The following is a 20,756-nucleotide window of genomic DNA, read 5'->3' as shown; positions in this document are numbered from 1 at the left end:
GCTTCCGCAATCCTGCGGGAACGGGTCCGGAAATTGATTCGGCGCCGAATCCGGAAAAAAGATCTTCCCCGATCGGGGCGTGTGACACCGACCACAGGCCCGGGACGCAGCACCCGCGCCGCCCGGCCCTCATACAGTGCATGGAGGAAGCTTCAACGGAGTTGATCGGGGTGTTGGCGTTGGACGACGCCCCCGGTGTCGGCCCACCACCCGGGTCGGACGCCGATCTCTGGCGCGGCATCGCCGGGGACGGGCCGGACGCGCACGCCGCGTTCACCGAGCTGTTCCAGCGGCACGCCGAGGCGGTGTGGAACTACGCCTACCGGCTGACCGCGTCGTGGGCGCAGGCCGACGACCTGCTGTCGACCGCGTTCCTCGCCGCCTGGCGCACCCGCGGGAAGGCCGTGCTGACCAGGGACTCGGCCCGCCCGTGGCTGTTCACCGTCACCGCCAGGCTGGCCCGTGACGAACGGCGCGCGGGCGCGCGCCTGGCCGCCCTGGTGCAGCGGCTCTCCCGCAGCACCACCGAACGCGACCACGCCGACGCGGTCGCGGAGGGCGACTTCGCCGAACGCCGCCTGCGGCGCGTGCTGGCCGCCGTCGACCGCCTGCCGCGGGCCGAGCGGGAGGTCGTCCGCCTGTGCCTGCTCGGCGAGGTCACCACCGCCGACGCCGCCCGGCTGCTCGGCATCACCGAGCCCAGCGTGCGCGCGCGGACGTCCCGCGCCCGCGCCCGGCTGCGCGAGCTGATCGAGGAGGATCCCCTTGACTGACCTGGATTTGCCGCCCGGCAGCCCGCTGCCCGACGGGGTGCGCGCCGCCGCGCTCGTGCGCCTGCGCGCCGGTTTCGACGCGCCACCGCCGCGTCGCCGCCCGCTGAAGGTCGCCGCCGTCGCGGTGGTCGTGGCGACCGCGGCGACGCTGGCCGTGCGGTGGTCCGGCCCGGAGGACCCGGCCGCGGCGCCCCCCTCCGACATCCCGGAACTGCCCCTGCTCGACGCGGCCCGGTACTACGACGTGCGCGAGGGGTCCGCCCCGGACGGCGCGGCGCTGCGCTGCGGCGCGGTTTCCGGGCAGTGGACCCCGATCGCCACCGCCACCCGCAACGGGGTGGACCTGACGGCGTTCACCACCCCCGCGGGGATCGTGTTCTGCGAGACGACCCCGGCCTCCGTCACCGTGTCCGCGCCGCAGGCGGACCCCGGCGGCCTCGCCCTGTCGTTCACCACGACCACGGGCTCGCTGGCGGGGTTCACCGGGGACGACCAGCGCCCCTTCACCCTCGTCAGGAAGCCGGACCCGACCATGCCGGGCGACCGCGCCCTCGCCGCGAGGTCCGGCCGGGTCTTCCTGGCGCCCAACGGTTTCGTGCCCGTGGGACCCGTCTTCGCCCAGCCGGAGGCGACCCGCTCGTCCGAGGTCGTCCAGCGGTTCGAGCTGGCCGCGCCGACGCCCACCGCCGGGGTGGTCGACGGGCGGCCCGTCGTCGAGGAGCGCACCAGCCCCGAGGGGCACAGGCTGGGCGAGTGCCTGGCCGACCAGTCGCCGCCGGTGCCGGACGCGACCGCGTGGCGGGCCGGGCAGGCGGTCGGGCTCGACCCGGACCGGTCCTTGCAGCTGGGCCACTACCAGCGGGACCTCCTGCTGCTCTGCTACCAGGACCGGACCGTCCAGATCGTCGACCTGGCACGGCCCGACGCACCGCAGTGGGCAGGGATGATGATCTCCGGCGACACCCTGCGCGGCGTGCGGGTGGCCCACCGCTTCACCAAGTCCGCGGGCGAGGGCGGCACGCCCTACCTGAGCTCGAACACCGTCGCCGTGGTCGCCGTGGTCACCGATCCGCGCGTGGCGGAGGTGACCCTGGAGAGCCCCAACGACCCGGCCGTGACGGCCGCCCCGGTGGCCGGTTCCGTCGTCCTGCCGGGGGTGACGCTGAACGCGCAGCACCCGACGGTGGTGCGGCTCGTCGTCCGGAACGCGGCCGGGGACGTGATCGAGGAGCTGCGGCAGGAGTTCTGAGAGCGGGCCGGCCACGGACCCCGGTCGTCAACCACCGTGGTGGATCTCCCAGTGCCGGGAGATCCACCACGGTGGTTGACCGGTCAGCCGGACCCTCGGCGACTGCTCTTGAAGGCGCCCGTACGCCTCGTAACGCCTCACCGGCCAGGTGGCCGCGGTCGAACAGGCGGTGAAAGCGCACTCGTCGCCGTAGACCTTCAACAGGCGACTGCAGTCCATCCCCGGTCAACCGGCCCGAGAGGTCGACCCGGGCGATGGCACAGCGTCGTAACCGTCGTCGCCGCCGTGTTCCCGGTCGTCGCCGGCCGCGAGCATCAACCAGACCACATGTCCTTCACCGGTACCGGAGCGCACTTCTCTCCCCCGGCGGTTCCCGTCCGGGGGTTGAACCGCCGAGGAGCGGCGGCGCGTTTCCGCACGGCCCACCCGTCGCGGACCCGCGCCCGGCCCACCGGTCGCAACCGATCCGCGGCCGGGCGTCCTGGTGCCCGGTGGCTGGTCGTCCGGGGGCTCTGGTCGGCCGTGACCGCGCGGGCGGTCATGGCGCTGCCCCCAGGAGGGAGCACCCGGCACGGCTGTGGCCGCTGTCCCTGGTGTCCCTCACCTTCGCCGAGACCCGGGGTCTCGCGTCCGGCGACGCGGTCGAGGACGTCAGGCGCGGCGTCCCCGCGCACGCCGACGGCTACCGCTCCACCCGCTTCGAAGGCGACCGGTACGCGTTCCGCTTCGCCTGGCGACTCGTACTTCAGGCTGATCCGCCGGAGCCCTCGGACTCCTACCATGGTCCGGGTGCGCGCCCTGCTCAAGTCGGTGTGGGACGAACCCCGCCCACCCGGACCGCCACCGAGGTCCCGGACGGACGTGGCGCTCGTGTGCGCGCTCGTCGCGGGCGCGGTGCTCGAAGGGCTGTTCCGGCCGGACCTGCCGTGGCGGCTCGTCCCGGTCCTGCTCACGGTCGCGCTGGCGCCCACGCTGCTGTGGCGCCGCACCAGGCCGTTGCCCGTCGTCGTGGTCGCCTTCGGCGGGTGCGCCCTGGTCTCGGTGCTGCTGGGCGTCGAGCCCGAGCTGAACTCGACGGCCTTCATGCTGCTCCTGGTGCACGCCCTGGTCCGCTGGGGCGCGGGCCGCGAGATCGTCCTGGGCCTGGCGGTCGTCCTGGCCAGGATCGGCCTCTCCGCAGTCCTGGGGCGCCTGGAGCCGACCGACGCTCTGGGTGGGCTGGTGGTGCTGGGCGCGGTCGGCGCGCTCGCCGCGGCCTCCCGGTACCGGTCCGGGGCGCGGTCGCGCGAGCTGGAGCGGGCCAAGCTGCTCGAACGGGAGCGGCTGGCCCGCGACCTGCACGACACCGTCGCCCACCACGTCTCGGCGATGGCCATCCGCGCCCAGGCGGGGCTGGCGGTCGCCGCGACGCGCCCCGACGCCGCGTCGGAGGCGCTGCGCGTGATCGAGGCCGAGGCGTCGCGCGCCCTCACCGAGATGCGCGCCATCGTCCGCGTCCTGCGCGACGACCGGCCCGCGGAGCTGTCGCCCAACCCGACCGTGGCCGACCTGGTACGGCTCGCGGACGGCCACCGGGCCGGTCCGGTGGTCGACGTGCGGGTCGACGGGGACGTCGACGACCTGCCCGCGCCGGTCGGCACCGCCGTCTACCGGCTCGCCCAGGAGTCGGTCACCAACGCCCTCAGGCACGCCCGGCGCGCGACCCGCGTCGAGGTCCGGGTCACCGCCGACGACACCTCGGTGCGCCTGCGCGTGACCGACGACGGCGAGGCCGGGCCCGTGTCGCCGTCGGGTTACGGGCTGCACGGCATGACCGAGCGCGCCGGCCTGCTCGGCGGCACCTGCGAGGCCGGGCCGGGTCCCGGCGGGGGCTGGACCGTGACCGCGGTGCTGCCCCGGGGCGGGGCCGGGCGGTGAGCACCCGGGTGCTGGTCGCCGACGACCAGGAGATCGTCCGCACCGGCCTGGCCATGATCCTCGGCGCCCAGCCGGGCGTGGAGGTCGTCGGTGAGGCCGGGGACGGGCGGCGGGCGGTCGAGCTGGCCCGGCGGCTGCGCCCCGACGTGTGCCTGTTCGACGTCCGGATGCCGGTCCTCGACGGCATCGAGGCCACCCGCGCCCTGGCCGGGCCGGGCGTGGCCGACCCCATGGCGGTGGTCGTGATCACCACGTTCGACCTGGACGACTACGTCTACGGCGCGTTGCGGGCGGGTGCGCGGGGGTTCCTGCTCAAGGACGCGGGACCGGCCCTGCTCGCCCAGGCGGTCCGCGCCGCGGCCGACGGCGACGCGCTGATCGCCCCGAGCGTCACCGCGCGGCTGCTCGCGGCGTTCGCCGACGCCCGGCCCGACGGGCCGCCGAGGCAGCCCGTGGAACCGCTGACCGCGCGGGAGGAGCAGGTGCTGGCCGCGGTCGCGCGCGGCCGCACCAACGGCGAGATCGCCGACCAGTTCCACATCACGCTCAGCACGGTCAAGTCGCACATCGCCGGCCTGATGGCGAAGCTGGGCGCCCGGAACCGGGTCGAGATCGCCATGTGGGCCTACGAGACCAACCGCGTGCGCAACGCTTCCCGGCCATAAGCCGGCCATAAGTACGAGGCGCCATCGGACCCTGGTCCGACCCGGAAGTCCGGCCCCTGGTCCGATGCGGAAGTCCGGTCCGCCCGGCCAGGATCGACCCATGATGAAAGCGATCACCCAGGACAGGTACGGCTCGCCGGAAGTGCTGCGGTTGAGCGAGGTCGACAAGCCCGCGCCGGCGGGGCGGGAGGTGCTGGTGCGGGTGCGCGCCGCGTCGGTGAACGCCCGCGACTGGCACGTCATGCGCGGCGACCCGTACGTCGCGCGCCTCCTGATGTCCGGCATGGGCCTGACCGCGCCCAAGGTCCGAATACGGGGCACCGACTTCGCCGGCCTCGTCGAGGCGGTGGGTCCGGGCGTCACCCGGTTCGCGCCGGGCGACGAGGTGTACGGCGAGGTCAACGGCGCGTTCGCGGAGTACGTGTGCGCCCCGCAGGAGGTGGTCGCGCCCAAGCCCGCGGACCTGACCTTCGAGCAGGCGGCCGCGCTGCCGCTGGCGGGCAACACCGCGCTGCTGGGCTTACGCGACCTGGGCCGGGTGCGGCCGGGGCAGCGGGTCCTGGTCAACGGCGCCTCCGGCGGCGTGGGCACGTTCGCCGTGCAGATCGCGAAGTCGCTCGGCGCCGAGGTGACCGGCGTGTGCGGCGAGCGGAACGCGGAACTGGTGCGGTCGCTGGGCGCGGCCCGCGTCGTCGACTACCGGAAGGAGGACTTCACGCGTGGCGGCGCGCGGTACGACGTGGTGTTCGACCTGGTGGGCAACCGGTCCCTGACCGACCTGCGGCGGGTGTTGGCCCCCGGCGGGACGCTGCTGCTCTCCGGCGGCGGCGTGTCGACGGGCGGGAGCCTCATCGGGCCGATGGGCCTGTCGGTCAGGGGGCAGGTGGCGGCCCGCTTCGCCCGCGACCACCGGTTGCTGCAGGTCATCGCGAAGCCCAGCGCGGAGAACCTGGTGGCGTTGGGCGAACTCGTCTCGTCCGGTGCGGTCACGCCGGTGGTCGAGCGCACCTACCCGCTGAGCGGGGTGCCCGACGCCATCCACCACGTGGAGACCGAGCACGCCCGCGCGAAGGTGGTGATCACCGTGTGACCCGGTCGATCACGACCGCACCGCGCGACCGGCCGCGGCCACCCCGCCCCCGGCGGCGGTGACCACGTCGTCCCAGTCGATCCGGTGGTCGAACTGCCAGGTGAACCTCCTGGGGTCGGCGAACTTCACCGCCAGGGGCATCAGCAGGTCCCGCAGGACGCGCGCGACCGGACCGGCGGCCTTGCTGCCGTTCGTGCGGGCGGCCTGGGCGATGATCCGCTCGACCCTGGTGCGGCGCAGCCGTTCGTAGGCGCGGAACGCCTCCTCGTGCGGCAGGTCGCGCAGGCAGCGGGCCAGCTGCACCGCGCTCTCGAACGCCAGGGACGCGCCCTGGCCGGAGCTGGGCGAGGTGGCGTGCGCCGCGTCGCCGACCAGGACCACCCGGCCCCGGCTCCACGTCGGCACGGTCGGCACGTCCTCCAGCGCGCCGGTCACCACCAGGTCGGCCGGGTCGAGCCGGTCGATCATCCGGCAGGCGGGGGTGCGGTCGTCGGCGAAGACCTCGCGCAGCACGGCCAGCCACCGCGCGGGATCGGTGGCGCGGGCTTCGGCGGTGGACAGCGGTTCCTCGCGCGGCAGGTTGGCGAACCAGCCGCCGGAGCCGTCGTCGTGGACCTGGTAGCCGAAGAACGCGCGCTTGCCGAAGACCAGGCGCATGGTGCCGCCGGTCGGGGGCTCGCCGGTGCGCGCCATGCGGGCGCCGAACCCGAGCAGGCCCGCGTAGCGCGGTGCGGGCGCGGCCGGGTCGATCAGCCGGCGCACCGTCGACCGGATGCCGTCGGCGCCCACCAGCAGGTCGGCGTCGACCCCGGTGCCGTCGGCGAAGCGCGCGGTGACGTGCGTGCCGCGGTCCGCGACGTCGACGAGTTCCCTGCCGTGCTCGAAGGCAATCCCGCGGGCCAGGGCGGTCTCGCGCAGCACGCGGTGGAGGTCGCCGCGCCACACCAGGAGCTGGGGCGGTTCGCTGCCGAACGCGGCCAGCGTCCGGCCGGTCCAGCTCTGCACGGCCATGGCGGTCATCGGCGTGCCGATGTCGCGCACGGCGTCCGCCACCCCGATCACGTCCAGGGCCTGCAGGCCGTTGGGCGCGATGCTCAACGCCCCGCCGGTCCCGTCGGCCACGCGGTCGTACCGCTCGTGGACGGTCGCCTCGAACCCGGCCCGCCGCAACGCCATGGCGGCGACCGGTCCCCCGATGCCACCGCCGATCACGGTCACCCTCATCAGTCCCCCTCGTCGTGGAAGTCCTTGTCGTGCGAGTCCCTGCCCGGGAAGTCCTTGTCGTGGAAGTCCTTGTCGTGCAAGTCCTTGTCGTGGAAGCCCGCCCACAGCGCGCGCCAGTCCCCGATGCGCGCCAGGAAGCCGTGGACGAACGCGATCTCGGCGTCGAGCAGCGCGACGCGGTACTCCTCCTCCACGAGGAACAGCGGGTGGGCGTCGGCGCCCTCGACGATCGCCCTCGCCTCGTCGCGCTGCCTGCCCAACGCGCTCAACCGGTCGTTCAGGAGGCCGGTGACCTCGTCCGGGTGCAGCGCGCCGATCATCGACAGCGCCGCCACGAAGTGCGGGCGCTCGTGCGCCGGTTCGGCGACCAGCTCCCGCATCCAGTCCTTCAGCTCCGCCCGACCGGCGTCGGTCAGCGCGTACACCGTGCGCTCGGGCCGCTGCCCCTCCCGGGACGTCTCGTGCTCGGTGATGAACCCGGCCTTCGCGAGCTGCCCGAACACCATGTAGAGCGAGCCGTGGGTGAACTTGATGCTGCGGTCGTCCCCGTGCTCGCGCATGGACCGGCTCAGCTCGTAGGGGTGCATGGGTCGTTGGACCAGGTACCCGAGCACCGCCAGTCCGAGCAGGTTCCCGACCTTGCGCTTGGCCACGGCCACCTCCTAGTCAGGACTGACTATCCAGGCCGGGCTAGTTGATGTCAACTATTTCGAAGGCCGCGCAGGGCCACCGCCCCGAACGGCGGTCGGTCCACGAGGATCAGCCGGAGGCGCGCTTGAGCCGACGGGTCAGCTCGGTGATCAGCTCCTGGTCGCTGAAGTCCGCCGGGTCGGGGCGGGCCCGCTGGAGCCGCGCCTCCTCGTCGGTGATCAGCTCGGCGGCGACCCACGCCTCCAGGGGGCTCACCTCGAACACGCGGGCCACCGCGCGGGCCGTCTCCAGGGAGACGCCCTTGCCCCTCTTCCACTCGCTGATGCGGCTGCGGTCGACGTTGGCCATCTCGGACAGGTCGCCCGGACTCAGCCCGCGGTTGCGGAGATTGGTCTCGACGTACTCCCACCAGCGCGTGGTCACGCCGCGATGGTACGTGTGCCGACGCAACACGCGCCACGCGCGAACGGTTCGGTGAAGTGGGAAGTTGTTGGGGCACAAGGAAAACAGGCGTTGCGCCAGAGCGCGCGAGCTACTGTTGTGCCAACACACAAGTTTTGTGCGCACACGACAGATCCCGAGGCACGCCATGCCCCACACCATCAAGCTCCGCACCACCGCCTTCACCAAAGCCGTGCAGTTGGCCGGGTTCCAGTCCGACTACGCCCTGGCCCGGGCGATGGGCGTCAACCGCTCCACGGTGACCCGCGTCCTCAGCGGCATGCTCCAACCCGGCCCCGCGTTCATCGGGGGCGCGCTGATCGCGCTCGCGCCGATGCAGTTCGACGACCTGTTCGAGGTCGTCCCCGTGACACGGCGATGACTGTCCGTGTCGGAGGGGTGGGTTCGTTGCCCAGGATCGGCGGTGTAGATGATCGCCCGAATGCGTGACACTCGAATTTCCGAGAAGCACGGGAGCAGGCTGACTCGATGTGACCAGTGGCCAACGCGCGAAGGTCGGGGGCGGGAGGGTGGCGCCAGGTGAGCGACGAGTCACGGGACGCGGCCCCGGAGCTGTCCCGGTACCTGCGGTCCGCGCGGGAGGTGGTGGCGCGGGAGGCGTTGGCGCGTGGTGAGGTGACGCCGCAGGGGACTTCGACGCACGCCGACGCGACACCCCAAGGCGTGGACGCAACGCCTCGGGGTTCGAGCGCAACGCCTCAAGGCACCGACACGCCCCAAGTACCGGCACCCGGCACGGCGGGACCGCGGCCCTCGCCGTTCCGGGACGCCGAGGACGTGCGCACCTGGTTCGCCGCCAACCGGGACCGCCTGCTCGCGACCCTGCGGGAGGCCGACCCGGGCACCGCGGCCGACCTGCTCGCCGACGCGTGGCCCGTGGTGCCGCGGGACACCGACGACGCCTGGTGCCGCCGGCTGTACGACGTGGGCGTCGGCCTCGCCGCCGTGCTGCCCGAGTCGCTTCCGCTCGCGGCGGCACTGCGCCGGGGCGCGGAGACCCTGCGCGCCCGCGGCAGCCATCGGCTCGCCGTCGCGCTGGGCGTCTTCGAGCTGGCGATCCACCGCCGCCGCGACGACGACCCGGACGCCACCGCCGCCAACCTCGCCGACCTCGCGGCCACCTACCGGGCCCAGGGCCTGCTGCACGAGGTCGCCGACTGCCTGGACGAGGCCCTGGAGACCTACCTGCGCCACGACCACCCGGCCGGGGTCGCGCGGACGCTCGCCGACCTGGGCGCGGTGCTGCTGGAGGCCGGTCGGCTGGACGCGGCGCTCGACCACCTGGTCCGGGCGGACCGGGCGTTCGACGAGGCACCGGACCCCGTGCGGCACGCGGCGTGCCGGGCCCTGCTGGGCCGGGCCTGGGCGCGGTCGGGGGACCAGGCCGCGGCGGACCGCGCGTTCAACCGGGCCCTGGGCGCGCTGATCGGGCTGGACGACGGCGAGGCGCGGCGGGTGCGCGACCTGGTCACCCGGCTGCGGTCACTGCCGCGGGAGGAACCGGACGAGCAGGAGCCGGACGAGCAGGGCGACCTGGACCAGCCCGATCCCGAGCAGGACCCACGGCAGCAGCCCTGATCGGGACCGGTCGGGTCGGCGGTGGTGGTGGCGGCGCTGGTGGCGGCCGGTCGTTCGCGGCGCGGAGGAGGGGTTCATGGCGCGCTCCCGTTCGGGGATCGGGTGGTCGGGGCCTCAGGGCATGGCGCTGGTGGCGGGGTTCCGGCTGAGCAGGCGCAGCACCTTCCAGCACACGAACAGCGACCGGTGGCCCTTGAGCTTCCACTGGACGAGGATCTTCTTGCGCACCAGCTCGGCGGTGTACCCGGACGCGGCCCGCCGGGTCACCCCGTACCGGTCGCAGATCGCCTGGTGGTCCACCACGGGCCAGTCGATCAGGTCGACGGCCACCCGCGGCCGGGTGCCCTTGAGGGGCAGCAGGCGGGCGTGCTCGGCGGCCAGCGCCTCCAGCGCCGCCACCAGGTTCAGCTGCGCCAGCGCCTGGTCGCGGATCACGCCCGCGTAGAACTCGACCCACGGGTGGACCAGGCGGGTGTCCACGACCGCCCGGATCCGCCGCTGGTACTCGGGCAGCGCGCCGGGCAGCCACACCGACAGCGGCAGCACCTGGTCGTGCAGCAGGCCGCACCGCACCAGCTCGACCGCGGTGAAGGCGCGGGCGACGTGGCCGTTGGCCGTGGGGAACGGTTGCAGGACCTCCAGCTGGTAGTGGGCCAGGGCGGCCTTGGCGACGCGTGGTTGCGCGTCCTCCTCGCGCACCCAGGTGTTCCACTGCTCCAGCGCCCCGACCAGGTGCGCGCCGGTGGCGGTGAGCAGGTAGGCGCGCCTGGGGGTGACGCCGAGCCAGCCGGGGGCCCGCCGGAGCGCGTCCTCGGCGCCGCGCTCGTCGCGGCCGGTCATGCACGCGCTCATCTCCCCCACCAGCGCGGTGTCCGCGGGGGCGCCCGCGCGGACCCGGGCCAGCCCGAGTTCGTAGGCGCGCAGGTAGGGCTCCAGGTCGCGGCCGAGCGCGTCGCGCCTGGGCGCCCCCCTCGCCGACAACAGCTCGGCCGCGAACGCCTCGCGCAGGGTCGTCGCCGTGCCGGACATGCCCGCCGACGCCACCGCGTCGCGGATCCGGGTGGCGCGGACCAGGCCCGGCCCCCGCTCGGACCGGCGGACCGCCTCGTCGAGCCGGCCGAGGGCGTGCTCGGCCTCGGCGCAGACCCGGTAGGTCGCGGGCGGCAGCACCAGGTCCGACGGCAGCGGCGGCGGCAGGTAGGCGCCCTCGCGGCGCAACGCCCGCGGCACGCCGGCCGGTCCGGTGGTGTCGGGCACCGGCACCCACTGCCCGGGGGGCAGGGCCGAAGCGCCCGAAGGTGGTTGTGACACGGCGAACACGATATACGAAAAAACGCTCGACGGAACAATATGGGTAGTTCTCTTCTCAACCACCACACAGGACCGGCAGGACCGCGCTGGACCGTTCGGGTAGCTACTTAAGTCTTGCATTCCGCAGAACTGCGGCAAAGCATCGTCGCTGGTCACAGGTCGCCCCACTGGTCCCGCACCGAGGCGTCGATCAATTGCCGAAGAAGCAGCTCAGGGACCTGGACTATTCCACTCGACGGGTTCCGGAAATAGACCGGCGGTCCACACCAACCCCACCGGCGCCACCCGCGCCACGCCGGTCGACGAGCCGCCACACCGCGTGGCACCACCAAGGGATTGCAGTGGTGCCACGGTGATGCCATAGTGGTGCCATGGACTTGACGCCGTACGTCGACAACCTCCGCCGGGAGTTCGCCGCCGCCGCCGAGGCGGGCGGGGCGGAGGCCCGGGCGTTGGCCGAGCGCCTGGTGGCCCCGCTGGAGTCCTCCGTGCGGTTGACGCTGCTGGAAGCCCTGTCCGCGGCCGCCGACGAGATCACCAGGGACCTGGCGCCGGGCTCGGTGGACGTGCGGCTGCGCGGCCGGGACCCCGAGTTCGTGGTCTCCGCACCCGATGACGCCACCGAGAGCCACGATAGTGCCACGGTGGCACCACCGGTGGTCGTCGACGAGGGCTCGGTCACCCGGATCAACCTGCGCCTGCCCGACCAGCTCAAGCAGCGGGTCGAGGAGGCCGCGAGCGCGGAGGGGATCTCGGTCAACGCGTGGCTCGTCCGCGCCGCGGCGGCCGGGCTGACCCGCCGCCCCGACCGACCCGCGGGCCGGTCCACCGGCCGTTCCGCCACCACCGGCCACTTCACCGGCTGGGTCCGCTAGCAGCGCGGACAGCCGACCGACTCGACCCCAGGGGACACCCATGCCCGTTTTCGACACGCCGCGACCGATCACCCTCGACCTGACCGTGCACGTCGGCGGCGCGCGGATCACCGCCGCCGAGCGCGCGGACACCGAGGTCGAGGTCCGGCCCACCGACGCTGCCAACGACAAGGACGTCCGGGCCGCCGAGGCCACCACCGTCGACTTCACCGACGGCCGCCTCGTCGTCCGCACGCCCCGCACCCCCGTCCTGTTCGGCCGCCCCGGCTCGGTCGACGTGGCGGTCGCGCTGCCCGCCGGTTCCTCGGTGGTCGCCCGCGGCTCGCTGGCCGACTTCCGCGGCGACGGCCCGCTGGGCGAGTGCCGCGTCACCACCTCCGCCGGCCACATCGAGCTGCACCGCACCGGCGCCCTGCGCGCCCAGACCTCCATCGGCGACGTCGTCGTCGCCCACACCACCGGCCGCACCGAGGTGACCACCGGGACGGGCGAGGTGCGCATCGGCAGGCTCGACGGGTCCGGCGCGGTGAAGAACTCCAACGGCGCCACCCACATCGGCGAGGTCACCGGTGACGTCCGGGTCAACGCCGCCAACGGCGGCATCCGGGTGGGCACCGCGCTGGGCGACGTCCACGCCAGGACCTCCACCGGCCACATCCGGCTCGGCGACGTGGTGCGCGGCTCGGTGGTGCTGGAGAGCCGCGCCGGCGAGCTGGAGGTGGGCATCCGCGAGGGCACGGCCGCCTGGCTGGACGTCCGCTCGCAGGCGGGCCGCGTGCACAACCGGCTGACCGCCACCGACCTGCCCGCCGAGGGCGACGAGCGGGTCGAGGTGCGCGGCCGCACTTCCCTGGGCGACATCGTCATCCGACGCGCCTGACACGACGAATACATTGGGGGACAACGACATGTGGAACACGCACCCGCAGCAGTTCTGGCTGCGCGGCGAGCGGCCCGGGCAGCCCGTCGCCTACGACGAGGAGCTGGGCTACTGGAACGTCTACGGCCACCCCGAGGCCACCGAGGTGCTGGGCGACTGGGCCCGGTTCTCCTCGGACACCGCCCGGCTGTTCCCCGCGCTGCCGGAGGCGGCGACGATGCGGGAGGGCAACCTGATCCAGATGGACCCGCCGGACCACCGCAAGCTGCGCAACCTGGTCGGCAGGGCGTTCACGCCCAAGGTGGTCGCCGACCTCGAACCCCGCATCGCGGCGCTCACCGGCGAACTGCTCGACGGGGTGGGCGACGACTTCGAGCTGGTGCGCGACCTGGCTTACCCGCTGCCGGTGATCGTGATCGCGGACCTGCTCGGCGTCCCGAGCGGCGACCGGGAGCTGTTCAAGAGCTGGGGCGACCGGCTGTTCGAGAACGCCAACCAGTTCTCCCTCAAGGACGACGAGCGCATCCTCGCGGAGTTCGAGAACCAGGGCGAAGCCCTCAGCGAGATGTTCGACTACCTGGGCGGGCACGCCGCCGAACGCCGCCGCGCGCCGCGCGAGGACCTGCTCACCTCCCTGGTCGAGGCCGAGGTGGACGGTCAGCGCCTGTCCGACGTCGAGGTGGTCAACTTCGCGAGCGTGCTGCTGCTGGCCGGCCACATCACCACCACCATGCTGCTGGGCAACACCGTGCTGTGCCTGGACGCGCACCCCGACCAGTTCGAGCTGGTGCGCCGGGAGCGCGACCGCGTGCCCGCGGCCGTGGAGGAGTCGCTGCGCTTCCTCACCCCGTTCGCCGCCCTGGCCCGCGCCACCGCCGCGCCGCAGGTGCTGGGCGGCGTGGAGATCCCGGCCGACCAGCTGCTGATGATCTGGCTCGCCGCCGCCAACCGCGACCACCGGGCGTTCCCCGACGCCGACTCCTTCGACGTCGGCCGCGACCCCAACCCGCACCTGGGCCTGGGCCGCGGCGTGCACTTCTGCCTCGGCGCGCCGCTGGCCCGCCTGGAGGGCCGGGTGGCGCTGAACGTGCTGCTGGACCGCTTCCCGCGGCTGCGCGTGGACCCGGACCGCGAGCCGACCTTCCTGCCCTCGCCGAACCTGACCGGCGTGCGGTCCCTGCACCTGCTGACCCGCTAGGGGGAGACCACGGCCGTGCGGATCCTGTCCACGCTCATCGCGCCGGACGCCGGGAGGCGGTCGTCGCGGGCCACGACCTCCTTCACGCCGGTCACCGACATCCTGCGCGGACCGCTGATCAGCACGCCCATCGGCGACAGCGGCTACCGGACGGTCGGCCGGTGCGTGCTGCCCGCAGTCGTCGGGTACGCCTGGTCGCGGGCCCTGTTCAACCGCGACCCGTCCCGCTGAGCTGCGGGAAGAGCTACGATCGCCGGGTGCGTCCCCTGGCTCCCGGAGTCCACCAGCTGCTCGGTCGGCCTCCGCACTTCATGAACGCCTACCTGGTCGAGGACGTGCTGGTGGACGCGGGCACCCCGGCCGCGCGCAGGCGGATCACCCGCCAGCTCGACGGGCGCGCGCTGTCCGCCCACGTGGTGACGCACGCCCACCCCGACCACTTCGGCTCCAGCCACGCCCTGTGCGAGCGGTACGACGTGCCGCTGTGGGCCGGGCGCCGGGACGTCGAGGCCATCGAGACCGCGCGGCCGGTGCCCGCGCCGGGCCTGCTGCCCGCCCTGCTGGCGAAGATGCCGATGCCCGACCCGCACCCGGTCGCGCGCGGCCTGGTCGAGGGGGACGAGGTCGCCGGGTTCACCGTGCTGGACGTGCCCGGCCACTCCCCCGGCCACATCGCCCTGTGGCGCGACCACGACGGCGTGCTCCTGTGCGGCGACGTGTTCTTCAACGTGCTGCGGCCGAGCGCGCCGCCGAGGTTCCTCACCCAGGACGACGAGCGCAACCGCGAGTCGATGCGCCGGCTCGCGCAGCTGCGGCCGAAGCTGGTGCTGTTCGGCCACGGCCGCCCGCTGCGCGACCCCGACCGGCTGCGGCGCCTGGTCGGCTGAGCGCACCCGGGCCCGACGCCCGCGGCCGGTCACGGCGTGGACCTGGACACGCGGTCCGCGCACGAGGCGCTGCTGTCCGGCACCTGTAAGGACTTCGACCGGTTCATTGCGGCGCCGATCGGCTGAACCCGGTTGCGGCAAGGGGCCCTGCTCGTCAGCGGGGCCCCTTCGCCCGTTCGGGGCACCGGACATGACATCGAACGCCTGTTCGAACTTTCCACATCTGGGGACAACCCTGTGGACAACTCAGTTCTTGCTGGTCAACGCCTGTGCGTGGGCGAGCAGTTCATCCACGGTCCACTGGTCGTCGGCGTGCTGCCCGCGCTTCTCCGCGACGATCCGGCCGTCGGGGGCGATGAGGAAGTCGGCAGGCAGGCCGAGGCGGCCGCCGGTCGGGCGGGGCAGCGGTCGGCGGCCGCGCAGCACGGGGCCGAGGTCGCGCGCGACGCCCCGCGCGATCGCGCCCCAGGCGCGGGGGTCGAGCAGGGCGCGCGGCGCGGACTCGACGCCGAAATCCCGGTACAGCGCCTTTTCCGGGTCGCCGACGACGGCGAAGGGGAGGTCGGCGACGTGCGGGCGCAGGTCCTCGGCCGAGGAGTGGAACACGACCACCTCGGTGATGCCGCGCGCGGTGATCTCGTCGTGCCGGAGCACGATCGAGCGCAGGTGCAGGTTGCAGACCGGGCAGCCGGCGAAGCGGCGGAACTGCAGGTGCACCAACCGTTCCGGGTCGGGCACCCGCACCGTCCCACCCGTCGCGGTCTGCCACTCCCGAGCTTTCATGACGTCCCCCTTAGGCGTGCACTGTACGCTTAAACGGACGTTATGCGCGTATCTTGTACGCTGTCAAGCCGTGCCCCGCCCGAAATCCCTGACCACGACCGCCCTCGCCGCCGCCGCGCTCGCCGTGGTCGACCGCGACGGCCTGGCCGCGCTGTCCATGCGCGCGGTCGCCGCGGAACTGGGCGTGGGCACGATGTCGCTCTACCGCTACGTGGCCGACCGCGAGGAGCTGGAAGCGCTCGCGGTCGAGCTGATGCTGTCCGAAGTGGACGTCACGACGCCGCGGCACGCGTTGTGGGACAAGCAGCTCGCGGTGCTGGCCGAGCGGGTGCGCGCGGCGGTCGGCAAGCACCCCAACGCGGTGCCGCTGACCATGGCGCACCGGCACCGCAGCCAGGGCCTGCTGCGCTGGGGCGAGGCCGTGCTGGCGGTGCTGACCCGGGCCGGTTTCACCGGGACGGAGCGGGCGATCGCGTTGCGGGCCCTGCTCAGCCACGTGATCGGCGCGATCGAGCTGGAGCACGGCAGCCCGCTGTCCGGGGCGGGCACCGCCGCGATGGCCGAACTGGGCGCGGAGTTCCCGCTGATGGCCGAAACCGCCGCCGCGGCAAGGGGGATCGACGCGGACGACGAGTTCCGCCGGGGTCTGGGCGTGGTGCTGCGCGGCCTCCGCCGCCCTTGAGGGTGGCGCCGTGCTTGAACGCGGTGCCGCTCTTGAGCGCCGCGCGGCCTTCGGGTGCCGGGCTCTCGTGGTTTGGCGCGGGGGTCGAAGCCGACCTCGACCCCCGCGCCGAACGCGACGAACACGGAGTTGCGCTCCGAGCGTGGCGTCGACGTTGGCGCGGCCGACTCCCGCTGCGCCTCCAGGTCAGGTTCGTCGGTGAGGGGTGGGGCGCCCCTCGCCCGTCCGCCACCGCTGACACGGACGGGAAGCCTCGTCAGGCGATGCGGTCGTCCGGCAGGTCCAGCAGCTCTTCGAGCACGCTCGTCGCCGGGCCGTGCCGGCGCCAGGAGAACCGGCTGGGCGCCAGGACGTTCACCTCGTCGGCGGGCATGCGCATCGCGAGCGCGTCGTCGGGGGTGTGCAGCCGCACGACGTCGATCACCGCGTCGTGCGCCCGCACGCCGACGACGGCCGCGAGCTCACCCCGGGCATCCCGGGGGTGGAGGAACTGGAACCCCCGCGCGATCAGCTCGCGCAACTGGGTGGTCGTCGTAGTGGTGACCTGGTCAATGGAGGAGGTCATCGAACTCACCGTCCCGGGCACCGGCCACGAAGGCCGCGATCTCCGCCCTCGTGTAGACGAGCGCCGGGCCGTCGGGGAAACGGGAATTGCGCACCGCGACCGCGCCGTCGGCGAGTTCGGCGACCTCGACGCAGTTGCCGTTGGCGCCGCTGCGGGCGCTCTTGCGCCACGTGACGCCGACAAGCTCAGCCGCTGACATGCCGTTGTGGGCCTCGATGGCCATCCACATCACCCTCCCAAGCCCAGTGATGCATCTGCACGTGCATCTGACTGTGCACGGACCGTAGCACCGGCCCGAGCGGGGGTAAATGCACGTGCAGATGCAGAGCGTGAGTTTCCCCCGAAGGGACGAAGCCCTACAGGTCCGCTCGGATCTTGGCCAGCATCTGCCGACTGCGGTCCGGCGTCTCCGCGTCCACGGTCAACCGGTCGAACACCCGGCTGTAGATTTCCAGTTCCTCGAGTTTGTCCAGGTAGAGGGCGCCGGCGAGGTGTTCGAGGTAGACGATGTCCGGCAGGTCGGGCTCGCCGAAGCGCAGCATGGTGAACGACCCCTCGGCCGCGTAGCCGCTCAACGGGTAGGGGACGATCTGCAGTGTGACGGGCCCGTTCTTGGTCACGCTGAGCAAGTGGTCGATCTGCGCGAGCAGCACCCGCCGACCCCCGATGGGGCGGTGCAGCACCGACTCGTCGATCACCGCCCAGAACCGCGGCGCACCCGGCCGGTACAGGATCTTCTGGCGCTGCACCCACAGCGCGACCCGGCGCTTGACCGCCGGACCGGCCAGCTCCGGTCTGCCGTGGCTCATGATCGCCATGGCGTAGTCCTCGGTCTGGAGCAGGCCCGGCACGAACTGGGTCTCGTAGGTGAGGATGCGCGAGGCGGCCTCCTCCAGGCCCACGAAGTCCTGGAACCAGTCCGGCATCAGGTCGCTGTAGCGGTGCCACCAGCCCGGCGAGTTCGACCGGCGGACCATCTCCAGAAACTTGTCGCGGGTCTCCTCCTCGGTGACCCCGTACATCGTGAGCAGGTCTTTCACGTCGCGCTCCTTGAGCCCGACGCGCCCCAGCTCCATGCGGCTGATCTTCGACTCCGAGCCGCGGATCGCGTAACCGGCGTCCGCCCGACCGATCTCGGCCGCCTCGCGCAGCCGGCGCAACTGGGCGCCGAGCACGATCCGCAGCGCCGTGGGACCGCTCTCCCGCTCGGGTGCCGGCTCACTCGTGGCCATCGCGGAACCTCCCGACCGTCATGCTCCTGATCCCCCCTGGCCCACTGCCGGTCTGCGGCCGTTCGGCTCAGGCCACCCGAACAGCGGTTGCGCCCGGACGGGGCCAACTCGCATCGTCACTGAACGTACACCCCCGATCATGCCGCGTCAGACGTACGCGTCTCACTCACGCATTGAGCCCATACGCTTACGCTGAGTGGACTGTGATGCGGTGCACGAATCATCGCCCCTTCTTCCCCGTTATGCGAGGTCATCACAATGTCGGGTACGTCCTCGGACGCTGCCGTCCCCGTCTACATCGACACCACCAAGGCCAGCATCGCCAGGGTTTACGATGCGTTCCTCAACGGCAAGGACAACTACGAGATCGACCGCGAGGTGCTGCGACAGGTGCAGCAGGTCGCCCCGGAGGCGGCGACGCTGGCCGTGGACAACCGCAGCTTCCTGATCCGCGCCACTCGTTTCGTCGCCAGCCAGACGGGTATCACCCAGTTCCTCGACTGCGGCTCGGGCCTGCCCACCGCCGAGAACACCCACCAGGTGGCCCAGCGGATCAACCCGGACGTCCGAGTCGTCTACGTGGACAACGACCCGGTGGTCCTGGCGCACGGCCGGGCGCTGCTGGAGGAGAACGACCAGACCCACTTCTCGGCGGCGGACATCTTCAAGCCGCAGGAGATCCTGAACGACGAGGTGGTGCGCAAGCACATCGACTTCTCCGAGCCGCTGGCGCTGTTCCAGATGGGGACGCTGCACCACTACAACGGCACCTCGCCGACGACGGCCGAGATCATGGCGGAGTACATCGACGCGCTGCCGTCCGGGTCGTACGTGGGGATCTCGCACTTCTTCGACCCGGAGACCGAGGAGCACTCGGCCATCGCGCGGCGGATGGAGCAGACGTTCCTGCACTCGCCGATGGGCAGCGGGCGGTTCGCGACGAAGTCCGAGCTGCTGGAGCTGTTCAACGGGTTGGAGCTGGTGGAGCCCGGGTTGGTGATCTGCGCGGACTGGTGGCCGGACGGGCCGCGGTTGAAGGAGCTGGACGCGGTGAGCTACTGCATCGCCGGGGCGGTGGGGCGCAAGCCGTGATGATCTTCGATAGGGTCGGGGGATCACGGGGGCCGTGAGGTGGACCGGAGGGCTCGTGGCTACACGATCGGGTGAACATCGCCGGAACATGTACGAAAACGGCGTGCTCGATCATCGGTAGATCATGAGATCGAGGGCCGAGCGACCAACCCCCTGCTGCGCTTACGGGGCGGTGAACGCGGGAGGGGGTTGAGCGGCCCGGCGACCCGACGGCCCGGCCCGGTGCGACCCGGCCGCTCCCGTCGGGTGGTGAGCGGCCACCCGGCAGGCGGACCAGCCGGCGGACCAGTCTGCGGACGAGTCCCCGACGGACGGGCCGGGTGCGGGTCCGGCGGGCCGGACGCGAGCCGGGCAGGGCGGGCGAGCCGGGCGCGAGCCGGGCGCGGACCAGGCAGGGCGGGCGAGCCACGCGAGCCACGCGGGAGCCCACGCGAGCCGGGTGCAAGCCGGGCAGGGCGGCGACCAGCCGACCAGTCAGGCTGCGATCGACCGCGAACGACCGACTGGCGGTTGGCGGGTGATCGCCGTCAACCGGCCCGGCCCGCACTTGAGGAAACCCGGGTCTTGAGAAAGACCCGGGTCTTGCCGACCCGCGCGGGATGCGCCCGCGCAGGGGCTGCCCCGCCCACGGGGGCCGACACCCGTGGGCGGGCCCCCGACCCGGCACGCGATGCAGCCCGGCCCAACCAGTCCGACACGACCTGGCCCGATTGCGCGTGATTCGGAGCAATCGGAACCGAGGGCCCGGTTTGCATCTATGTCCTTTGTGGACTATATACGAGGAATCTGAATTCACCCTTGATTTTCGTCGGATTACGGGCGACTATTTAGTCCACTTTGGACAATTACTCGGTGAAGAAGTCGACCAGGACCCGGGCCGTTACCGCGGCTTTCACCATGTGCGTCTGTCCGGGAAGGACGACCAGCTTCCCGTTCGGCAGCGCCGAGGCGAGGCACTGCTGGGCATTGCGCATGTACACCGGGCTCTTCTCGCCCGCGATCACCAGGGCGGACATTTCCGCGCCCGCCCAGCGGTTCGCCGGCGGCAGGGTGCCGTGCTGGAACTCGCCCACCACGGCCAGGTCGTTGGGCAGGGTGTGGGCCACCTGCTTGAGCTTCTTCCAGACCGGCGTGAGCTGCATCATCACGACGGCGAAAGCGGGCGTCCCCACGTAGCGCATGAACATCTTGACCACGTCACCGCGGCGGTCCTCGGCCACGGCCCGGGAGACGCGTGCCACGAAATCAGGGGCCATGGGGCTGTGGGTGTCGTCGACGACCATGGGTGCTTCGTAGATCGCGATGCGCTCCGCCGCCACCCCCCGGTGTGCCGCCTCGGCCACCAGGGCCCCGCCGGACGACATGCCGAACAGGTTGGCCGTGCCGCCGGCTTCTTCGACCAGTGCCGCGATGTCCTCGACCTCGCGGTCGACGTCGGGCGCGCCGGTGGTGCCGCTCTCGCCTCGGCCCCTCCGGTCGTAGGTGTAGACGGTGAAGTTCGCCGCGAGGGCCTTCGCCAGGTCGGGGGCGGGGCCGAAGCCGCGGTGGCACAGGGCGCCGTCGACGATGACCAGTGCCGGGCCGGAGCCCGTCTTGCTGTAGGCGATCTTGGTGCCGTCCTTGGACGTCGTGTGCGCCATGG

General features: G+C 72.9%; 23 protein-coding genes. 14 read left to right on the top strand and 9 right to left on the bottom strand.

The features are described 5' to 3' along the window. The first annotated feature begins 140 nt into the window (after positions 1–140). The 5 genes from EKG83_RS03085 (at position 141) to EKG83_RS03065 (ending at position 5,694) form a co-directional block, all read left to right on the top strand. Complete coding sequence (locus EKG83_RS03085; protein WP_084716244.1) at positions 141–773, top strand: RNA polymerase sigma factor; 633 nt, start codon at positions 141–143, stop codon at positions 771–773. Next, positions 766–2,022 (top strand): hypothetical protein, encoded by a 1,257-nt coding sequence (locus EKG83_RS03080; RefSeq protein WP_153277852.1) that lies wholly within the window; start codon positions 766–768, stop codon positions 2,020–2,022. Before EKG83_RS03085 ends, EKG83_RS03080 begins: the two co-directional genes overlap by 8 nt. A 789-nt stretch (positions 2,023–2,811) precedes the next feature. After that, entirely contained in the window at positions 2,812–3,939 is a 1,128-nt protein-coding gene (locus EKG83_RS03075) for a sensor histidine kinase (RefSeq protein WP_033429979.1), read from the top strand. Continuing rightward, positions 3,936–4,604 carry a response regulator gene (locus EKG83_RS03070; RefSeq protein WP_033429900.1) on the top strand — a complete coding sequence of 223 codons (669 nt, stop codon included), beginning with the start codon at positions 3,936–3,938 and terminating at the stop codon, positions 4,602–4,604. Before EKG83_RS03075 ends, EKG83_RS03070 begins: the two co-directional genes overlap by 4 nt. Positions 4,605–4,704: 100 nt before the next feature. Beyond that, positions 4,705–5,694 (top strand): NAD(P)-dependent alcohol dehydrogenase, encoded by a 990-nt coding sequence (locus EKG83_RS03065; RefSeq protein ID WP_322746628.1) that lies wholly within the window; start codon positions 4,705–4,707, stop codon positions 5,692–5,694. Positions 5,695–5,703: 9 nt separating this feature from the next. On the opposite strand, the gene EKG83_RS03060 is transcribed toward EKG83_RS03065, so the two are convergent. The 3 genes from EKG83_RS03060 to EKG83_RS03050 form a co-directional block, all read right to left on the bottom strand. Then, positions 5,704–6,918 (bottom strand): FAD-dependent oxidoreductase, encoded by a 1,215-nt coding sequence (locus EKG83_RS03060; RefSeq protein ID WP_033429899.1) that lies wholly within the window; start codon positions 6,916–6,918, stop codon positions 5,704–5,706. Continuing rightward, complete coding sequence (locus EKG83_RS03055) at positions 6,918–7,571, bottom strand: PadR family transcriptional regulator (RefSeq protein ID WP_153277851.1); 654 nt, start codon at positions 7,569–7,571, stop codon at positions 6,918–6,920. Before EKG83_RS03055 ends, EKG83_RS03060 begins: the two co-directional genes overlap by 1 nt. 106 nt (positions 7,572–7,677) lie before the next feature. Then, entirely contained in the window at positions 7,678–7,992 is a 315-nt protein-coding gene (locus tag EKG83_RS03050) for a helix-turn-helix domain-containing protein (RefSeq protein ID WP_228122486.1), read from the bottom strand. Between the two features lie 166 nt (positions 7,993–8,158). On the opposite strand from EKG83_RS03050, the gene EKG83_RS03045 reads away from it, so the two are divergent. Beyond that, positions 8,159–8,392: a hypothetical protein gene (locus EKG83_RS03045; protein ID WP_033429898.1), complete on the top strand. Its 234-nt coding sequence runs from the start codon at positions 8,159–8,161 to the stop codon at positions 8,390–8,392. 158 nt (positions 8,393–8,550) lie between these two features. Further along, positions 8,551–9,609: a tetratricopeptide repeat protein gene (locus EKG83_RS03040; RefSeq protein WP_153277850.1), complete on the top strand. Its 1,059-nt coding sequence runs from the start codon at positions 8,551–8,553 to the stop codon at positions 9,607–9,609. Between the two features lie 114 nt (positions 9,610–9,723). Here the strand turns inward: EKG83_RS03040 and EKG83_RS03035 are convergent, their stop codons facing one another. After that, positions 9,724–10,920, bottom strand: coding sequence for a Fic family protein (locus EKG83_RS03035; protein WP_170191801.1), 1,197 nt, complete (start codon positions 10,918–10,920; stop codon positions 9,724–9,726). A 371-nt stretch (positions 10,921–11,291) separates the two neighbouring features. Here EKG83_RS03035 and EKG83_RS03030 point away from each other — a divergent pair, with 371 nt between their 5' ends. The 5 genes from EKG83_RS03030 to EKG83_RS03010 are packed head-to-tail and all read left to right on the top strand — an operon-like array spanning position 11,292 to position 14,760. Beyond that, positions 11,292–11,795: a toxin-antitoxin system HicB family antitoxin gene (locus tag EKG83_RS03030; RefSeq protein ID WP_033429895.1), complete on the top strand. Its 504-nt coding sequence runs from the start codon at positions 11,292–11,294 to the stop codon at positions 11,793–11,795. A gap of 40 nt (positions 11,796–11,835) precedes the next feature. After that, on the top strand, positions 11,836–12,675 hold the full coding sequence (locus EKG83_RS03025) for a DUF4097 family beta strand repeat-containing protein (protein ID WP_033429894.1): 840 nt from the start codon (positions 11,836–11,838) through the stop codon (positions 12,673–12,675). Between the two features lie 28 nt (positions 12,676–12,703). Further along, a complete protein-coding gene (locus EKG83_RS03020) occupies positions 12,704–13,873 on the top strand; it encodes a cytochrome P450 (RefSeq protein WP_033429975.1) in 1,170 nt (389 codons plus the stop codon). A 15-nt stretch (positions 13,874–13,888) separates the two neighbouring features. Further along, entirely contained in the window at positions 13,889–14,104 is a 216-nt protein-coding gene (locus EKG83_RS03015; protein WP_033429893.1) for a hypothetical protein, read from the top strand. A gap of 26 nt (positions 14,105–14,130) precedes the next feature. Next, positions 14,131–14,760, top strand: a complete 630-nt coding sequence (locus EKG83_RS03010; protein WP_033429892.1) for an MBL fold metallo-hydrolase — start codon at positions 14,131–14,133, stop codon at positions 14,758–14,760. A gap of 246 nt (positions 14,761–15,006) precedes the next feature. On the opposite strand, the gene EKG83_RS03005 is transcribed toward EKG83_RS03010, so the two are convergent. Then, positions 15,007–15,543, bottom strand: coding sequence for a peroxiredoxin-like family protein (locus EKG83_RS03005; RefSeq protein ID WP_033429891.1), 537 nt, complete (start codon positions 15,541–15,543; stop codon positions 15,007–15,009). Between the two features lie 70 nt (positions 15,544–15,613). On the opposite strand from EKG83_RS03005, the gene EKG83_RS03000 reads away from it, so the two are divergent. After that, positions 15,614–16,225 (top strand): TetR/AcrR family transcriptional regulator C-terminal domain-containing protein, encoded by a 612-nt coding sequence (locus tag EKG83_RS03000; protein WP_033429890.1) that lies wholly within the window; start codon positions 15,614–15,616, stop codon positions 16,223–16,225. Between the two features lie 256 nt (positions 16,226–16,481). Here EKG83_RS03000 and EKG83_RS02995 read toward each other — a convergent pair whose 3' ends face one another. The 3 genes from EKG83_RS02995 to EKG83_RS02985 form a co-directional block, all read right to left on the bottom strand. Next, positions 16,482–16,790: a hypothetical protein gene (locus EKG83_RS02995; RefSeq protein WP_051765285.1), complete on the bottom strand. Its 309-nt coding sequence runs from the start codon at positions 16,788–16,790 to the stop codon at positions 16,482–16,484. Further along, positions 16,774–17,013 (bottom strand): DUF397 domain-containing protein, encoded by a 240-nt coding sequence (locus EKG83_RS02990; RefSeq protein WP_033429973.1) that lies wholly within the window; start codon positions 17,011–17,013, stop codon positions 16,774–16,776. Before EKG83_RS02990 ends, EKG83_RS02995 begins: the two co-directional genes overlap by 17 nt. Before the next feature lie 133 nt (positions 17,014–17,146). After that, on the bottom strand, positions 17,147–18,022 hold the full coding sequence (locus tag EKG83_RS02985; RefSeq protein ID WP_033429889.1) for a helix-turn-helix domain-containing protein: 876 nt from the start codon (positions 18,020–18,022) through the stop codon (positions 17,147–17,149). 258 nt (positions 18,023–18,280) lie between these two features. On the opposite strand from EKG83_RS02985, the gene EKG83_RS02980 reads away from it, so the two are divergent. Beyond that, the gene (locus EKG83_RS02980; RefSeq protein WP_033429888.1) at positions 18,281–19,114 is read left to right on the top strand and encodes an SAM-dependent methyltransferase; all 834 of its coding nucleotides are present in this window, start codon (positions 18,281–18,283) and stop codon (positions 19,112–19,114) included. Positions 19,115–19,959: 845 nt separating this feature from the next. Here the strand turns inward: EKG83_RS02980 and EKG83_RS02975 are convergent. Then, on the bottom strand, positions 19,960–20,754 hold the full coding sequence (locus EKG83_RS02975) for an alpha/beta fold hydrolase (RefSeq protein ID WP_033429887.1): 795 nt from the start codon (positions 20,752–20,754) through the stop codon (positions 19,960–19,962). Positions 20,755–20,756 lie beyond the last annotated feature (2 nt).

The sequence above is a fragment of the Saccharothrix syringae genome, assembly GCF_009498035.1.
In the GTDB taxonomy this organism is placed as follows: Bacteria; Actinomycetota; Actinomycetes; order Mycobacteriales; family Pseudonocardiaceae; genus Actinosynnema; species Actinosynnema syringae.
Note: the sequence above shows the minus strand (reverse complement) of the source record. Positions and strands in the feature narration are given on the sequence as shown.

What these genes read in the sequence shown, in the direction of transcription:
- EKG83_RS03085 (WP_084716244.1), top strand. Translation starts at nt 141, where the DNA reads ATGGAGGAAGCTTCAACGGAGTTGATCGGGGTGTTGGCGTTGGACGAC.
- EKG83_RS03065 (WP_322746628.1), top strand. Translation starts at nt 4,705, where the DNA reads ATGATGAAAGCGATCACCCAGGACAGGTACGGCTCGCCGGAAGTGCTG.
- EKG83_RS03060 (WP_033429899.1), bottom strand. Translation starts at nt 6,918, where the DNA reads ATGAGGGTGACCGTGATCGGCGGTGGCATCGGGGGACCGGTCGCCGCC.
- EKG83_RS03045 (WP_033429898.1), top strand. Translation starts at nt 8,159, where the DNA reads ATGCCCCACACCATCAAGCTCCGCACCACCGCCTTCACCAAAGCCGTG.
- EKG83_RS03030 (WP_033429895.1), top strand. Translation starts at nt 11,292, where the DNA reads ATGGACTTGACGCCGTACGTCGACAACCTCCGCCGGGAGTTCGCCGCC.
- EKG83_RS03025 (WP_033429894.1), top strand. Translation starts at nt 11,836, where the DNA reads ATGCCCGTTTTCGACACGCCGCGACCGATCACCCTCGACCTGACCGTG.
- EKG83_RS03020 (WP_033429975.1), top strand. Translation starts at nt 12,704, where the DNA reads ATGTGGAACACGCACCCGCAGCAGTTCTGGCTGCGCGGCGAGCGGCCC.
- EKG83_RS03005 (WP_033429891.1), bottom strand. Translation starts at nt 15,543, where the DNA reads ATGAAAGCTCGGGAGTGGCAGACCGCGACGGGTGGGACGGTGCGGGTG.
- EKG83_RS02995 (WP_051765285.1), bottom strand. Translation starts at nt 16,790, where the DNA reads ATGACCTCCTCCATTGACCAGGTCACCACTACGACGACCACCCAGTTG.
- EKG83_RS02990 (WP_033429973.1), bottom strand. Translation starts at nt 17,013, where the DNA reads ATGGCCATCGAGGCCCACAACGGCATGTCAGCGGCTGAGCTTGTCGGC.
- EKG83_RS02985 (WP_033429889.1), bottom strand. Translation starts at nt 18,022, where the DNA reads ATGGCCACGAGTGAGCCGGCACCCGAGCGGGAGAGCGGTCCCACGGCG.
- EKG83_RS02980 (WP_033429888.1), top strand. Translation starts at nt 18,281, where the DNA reads ATGTCGGGTACGTCCTCGGACGCTGCCGTCCCCGTCTACATCGACACC.
- EKG83_RS02975 (WP_033429887.1), bottom strand. Translation starts at nt 20,754, where the DNA reads ATGGCGCACACGACGTCCAAGGACGGCACCAAGATCGCCTACAGCAAG.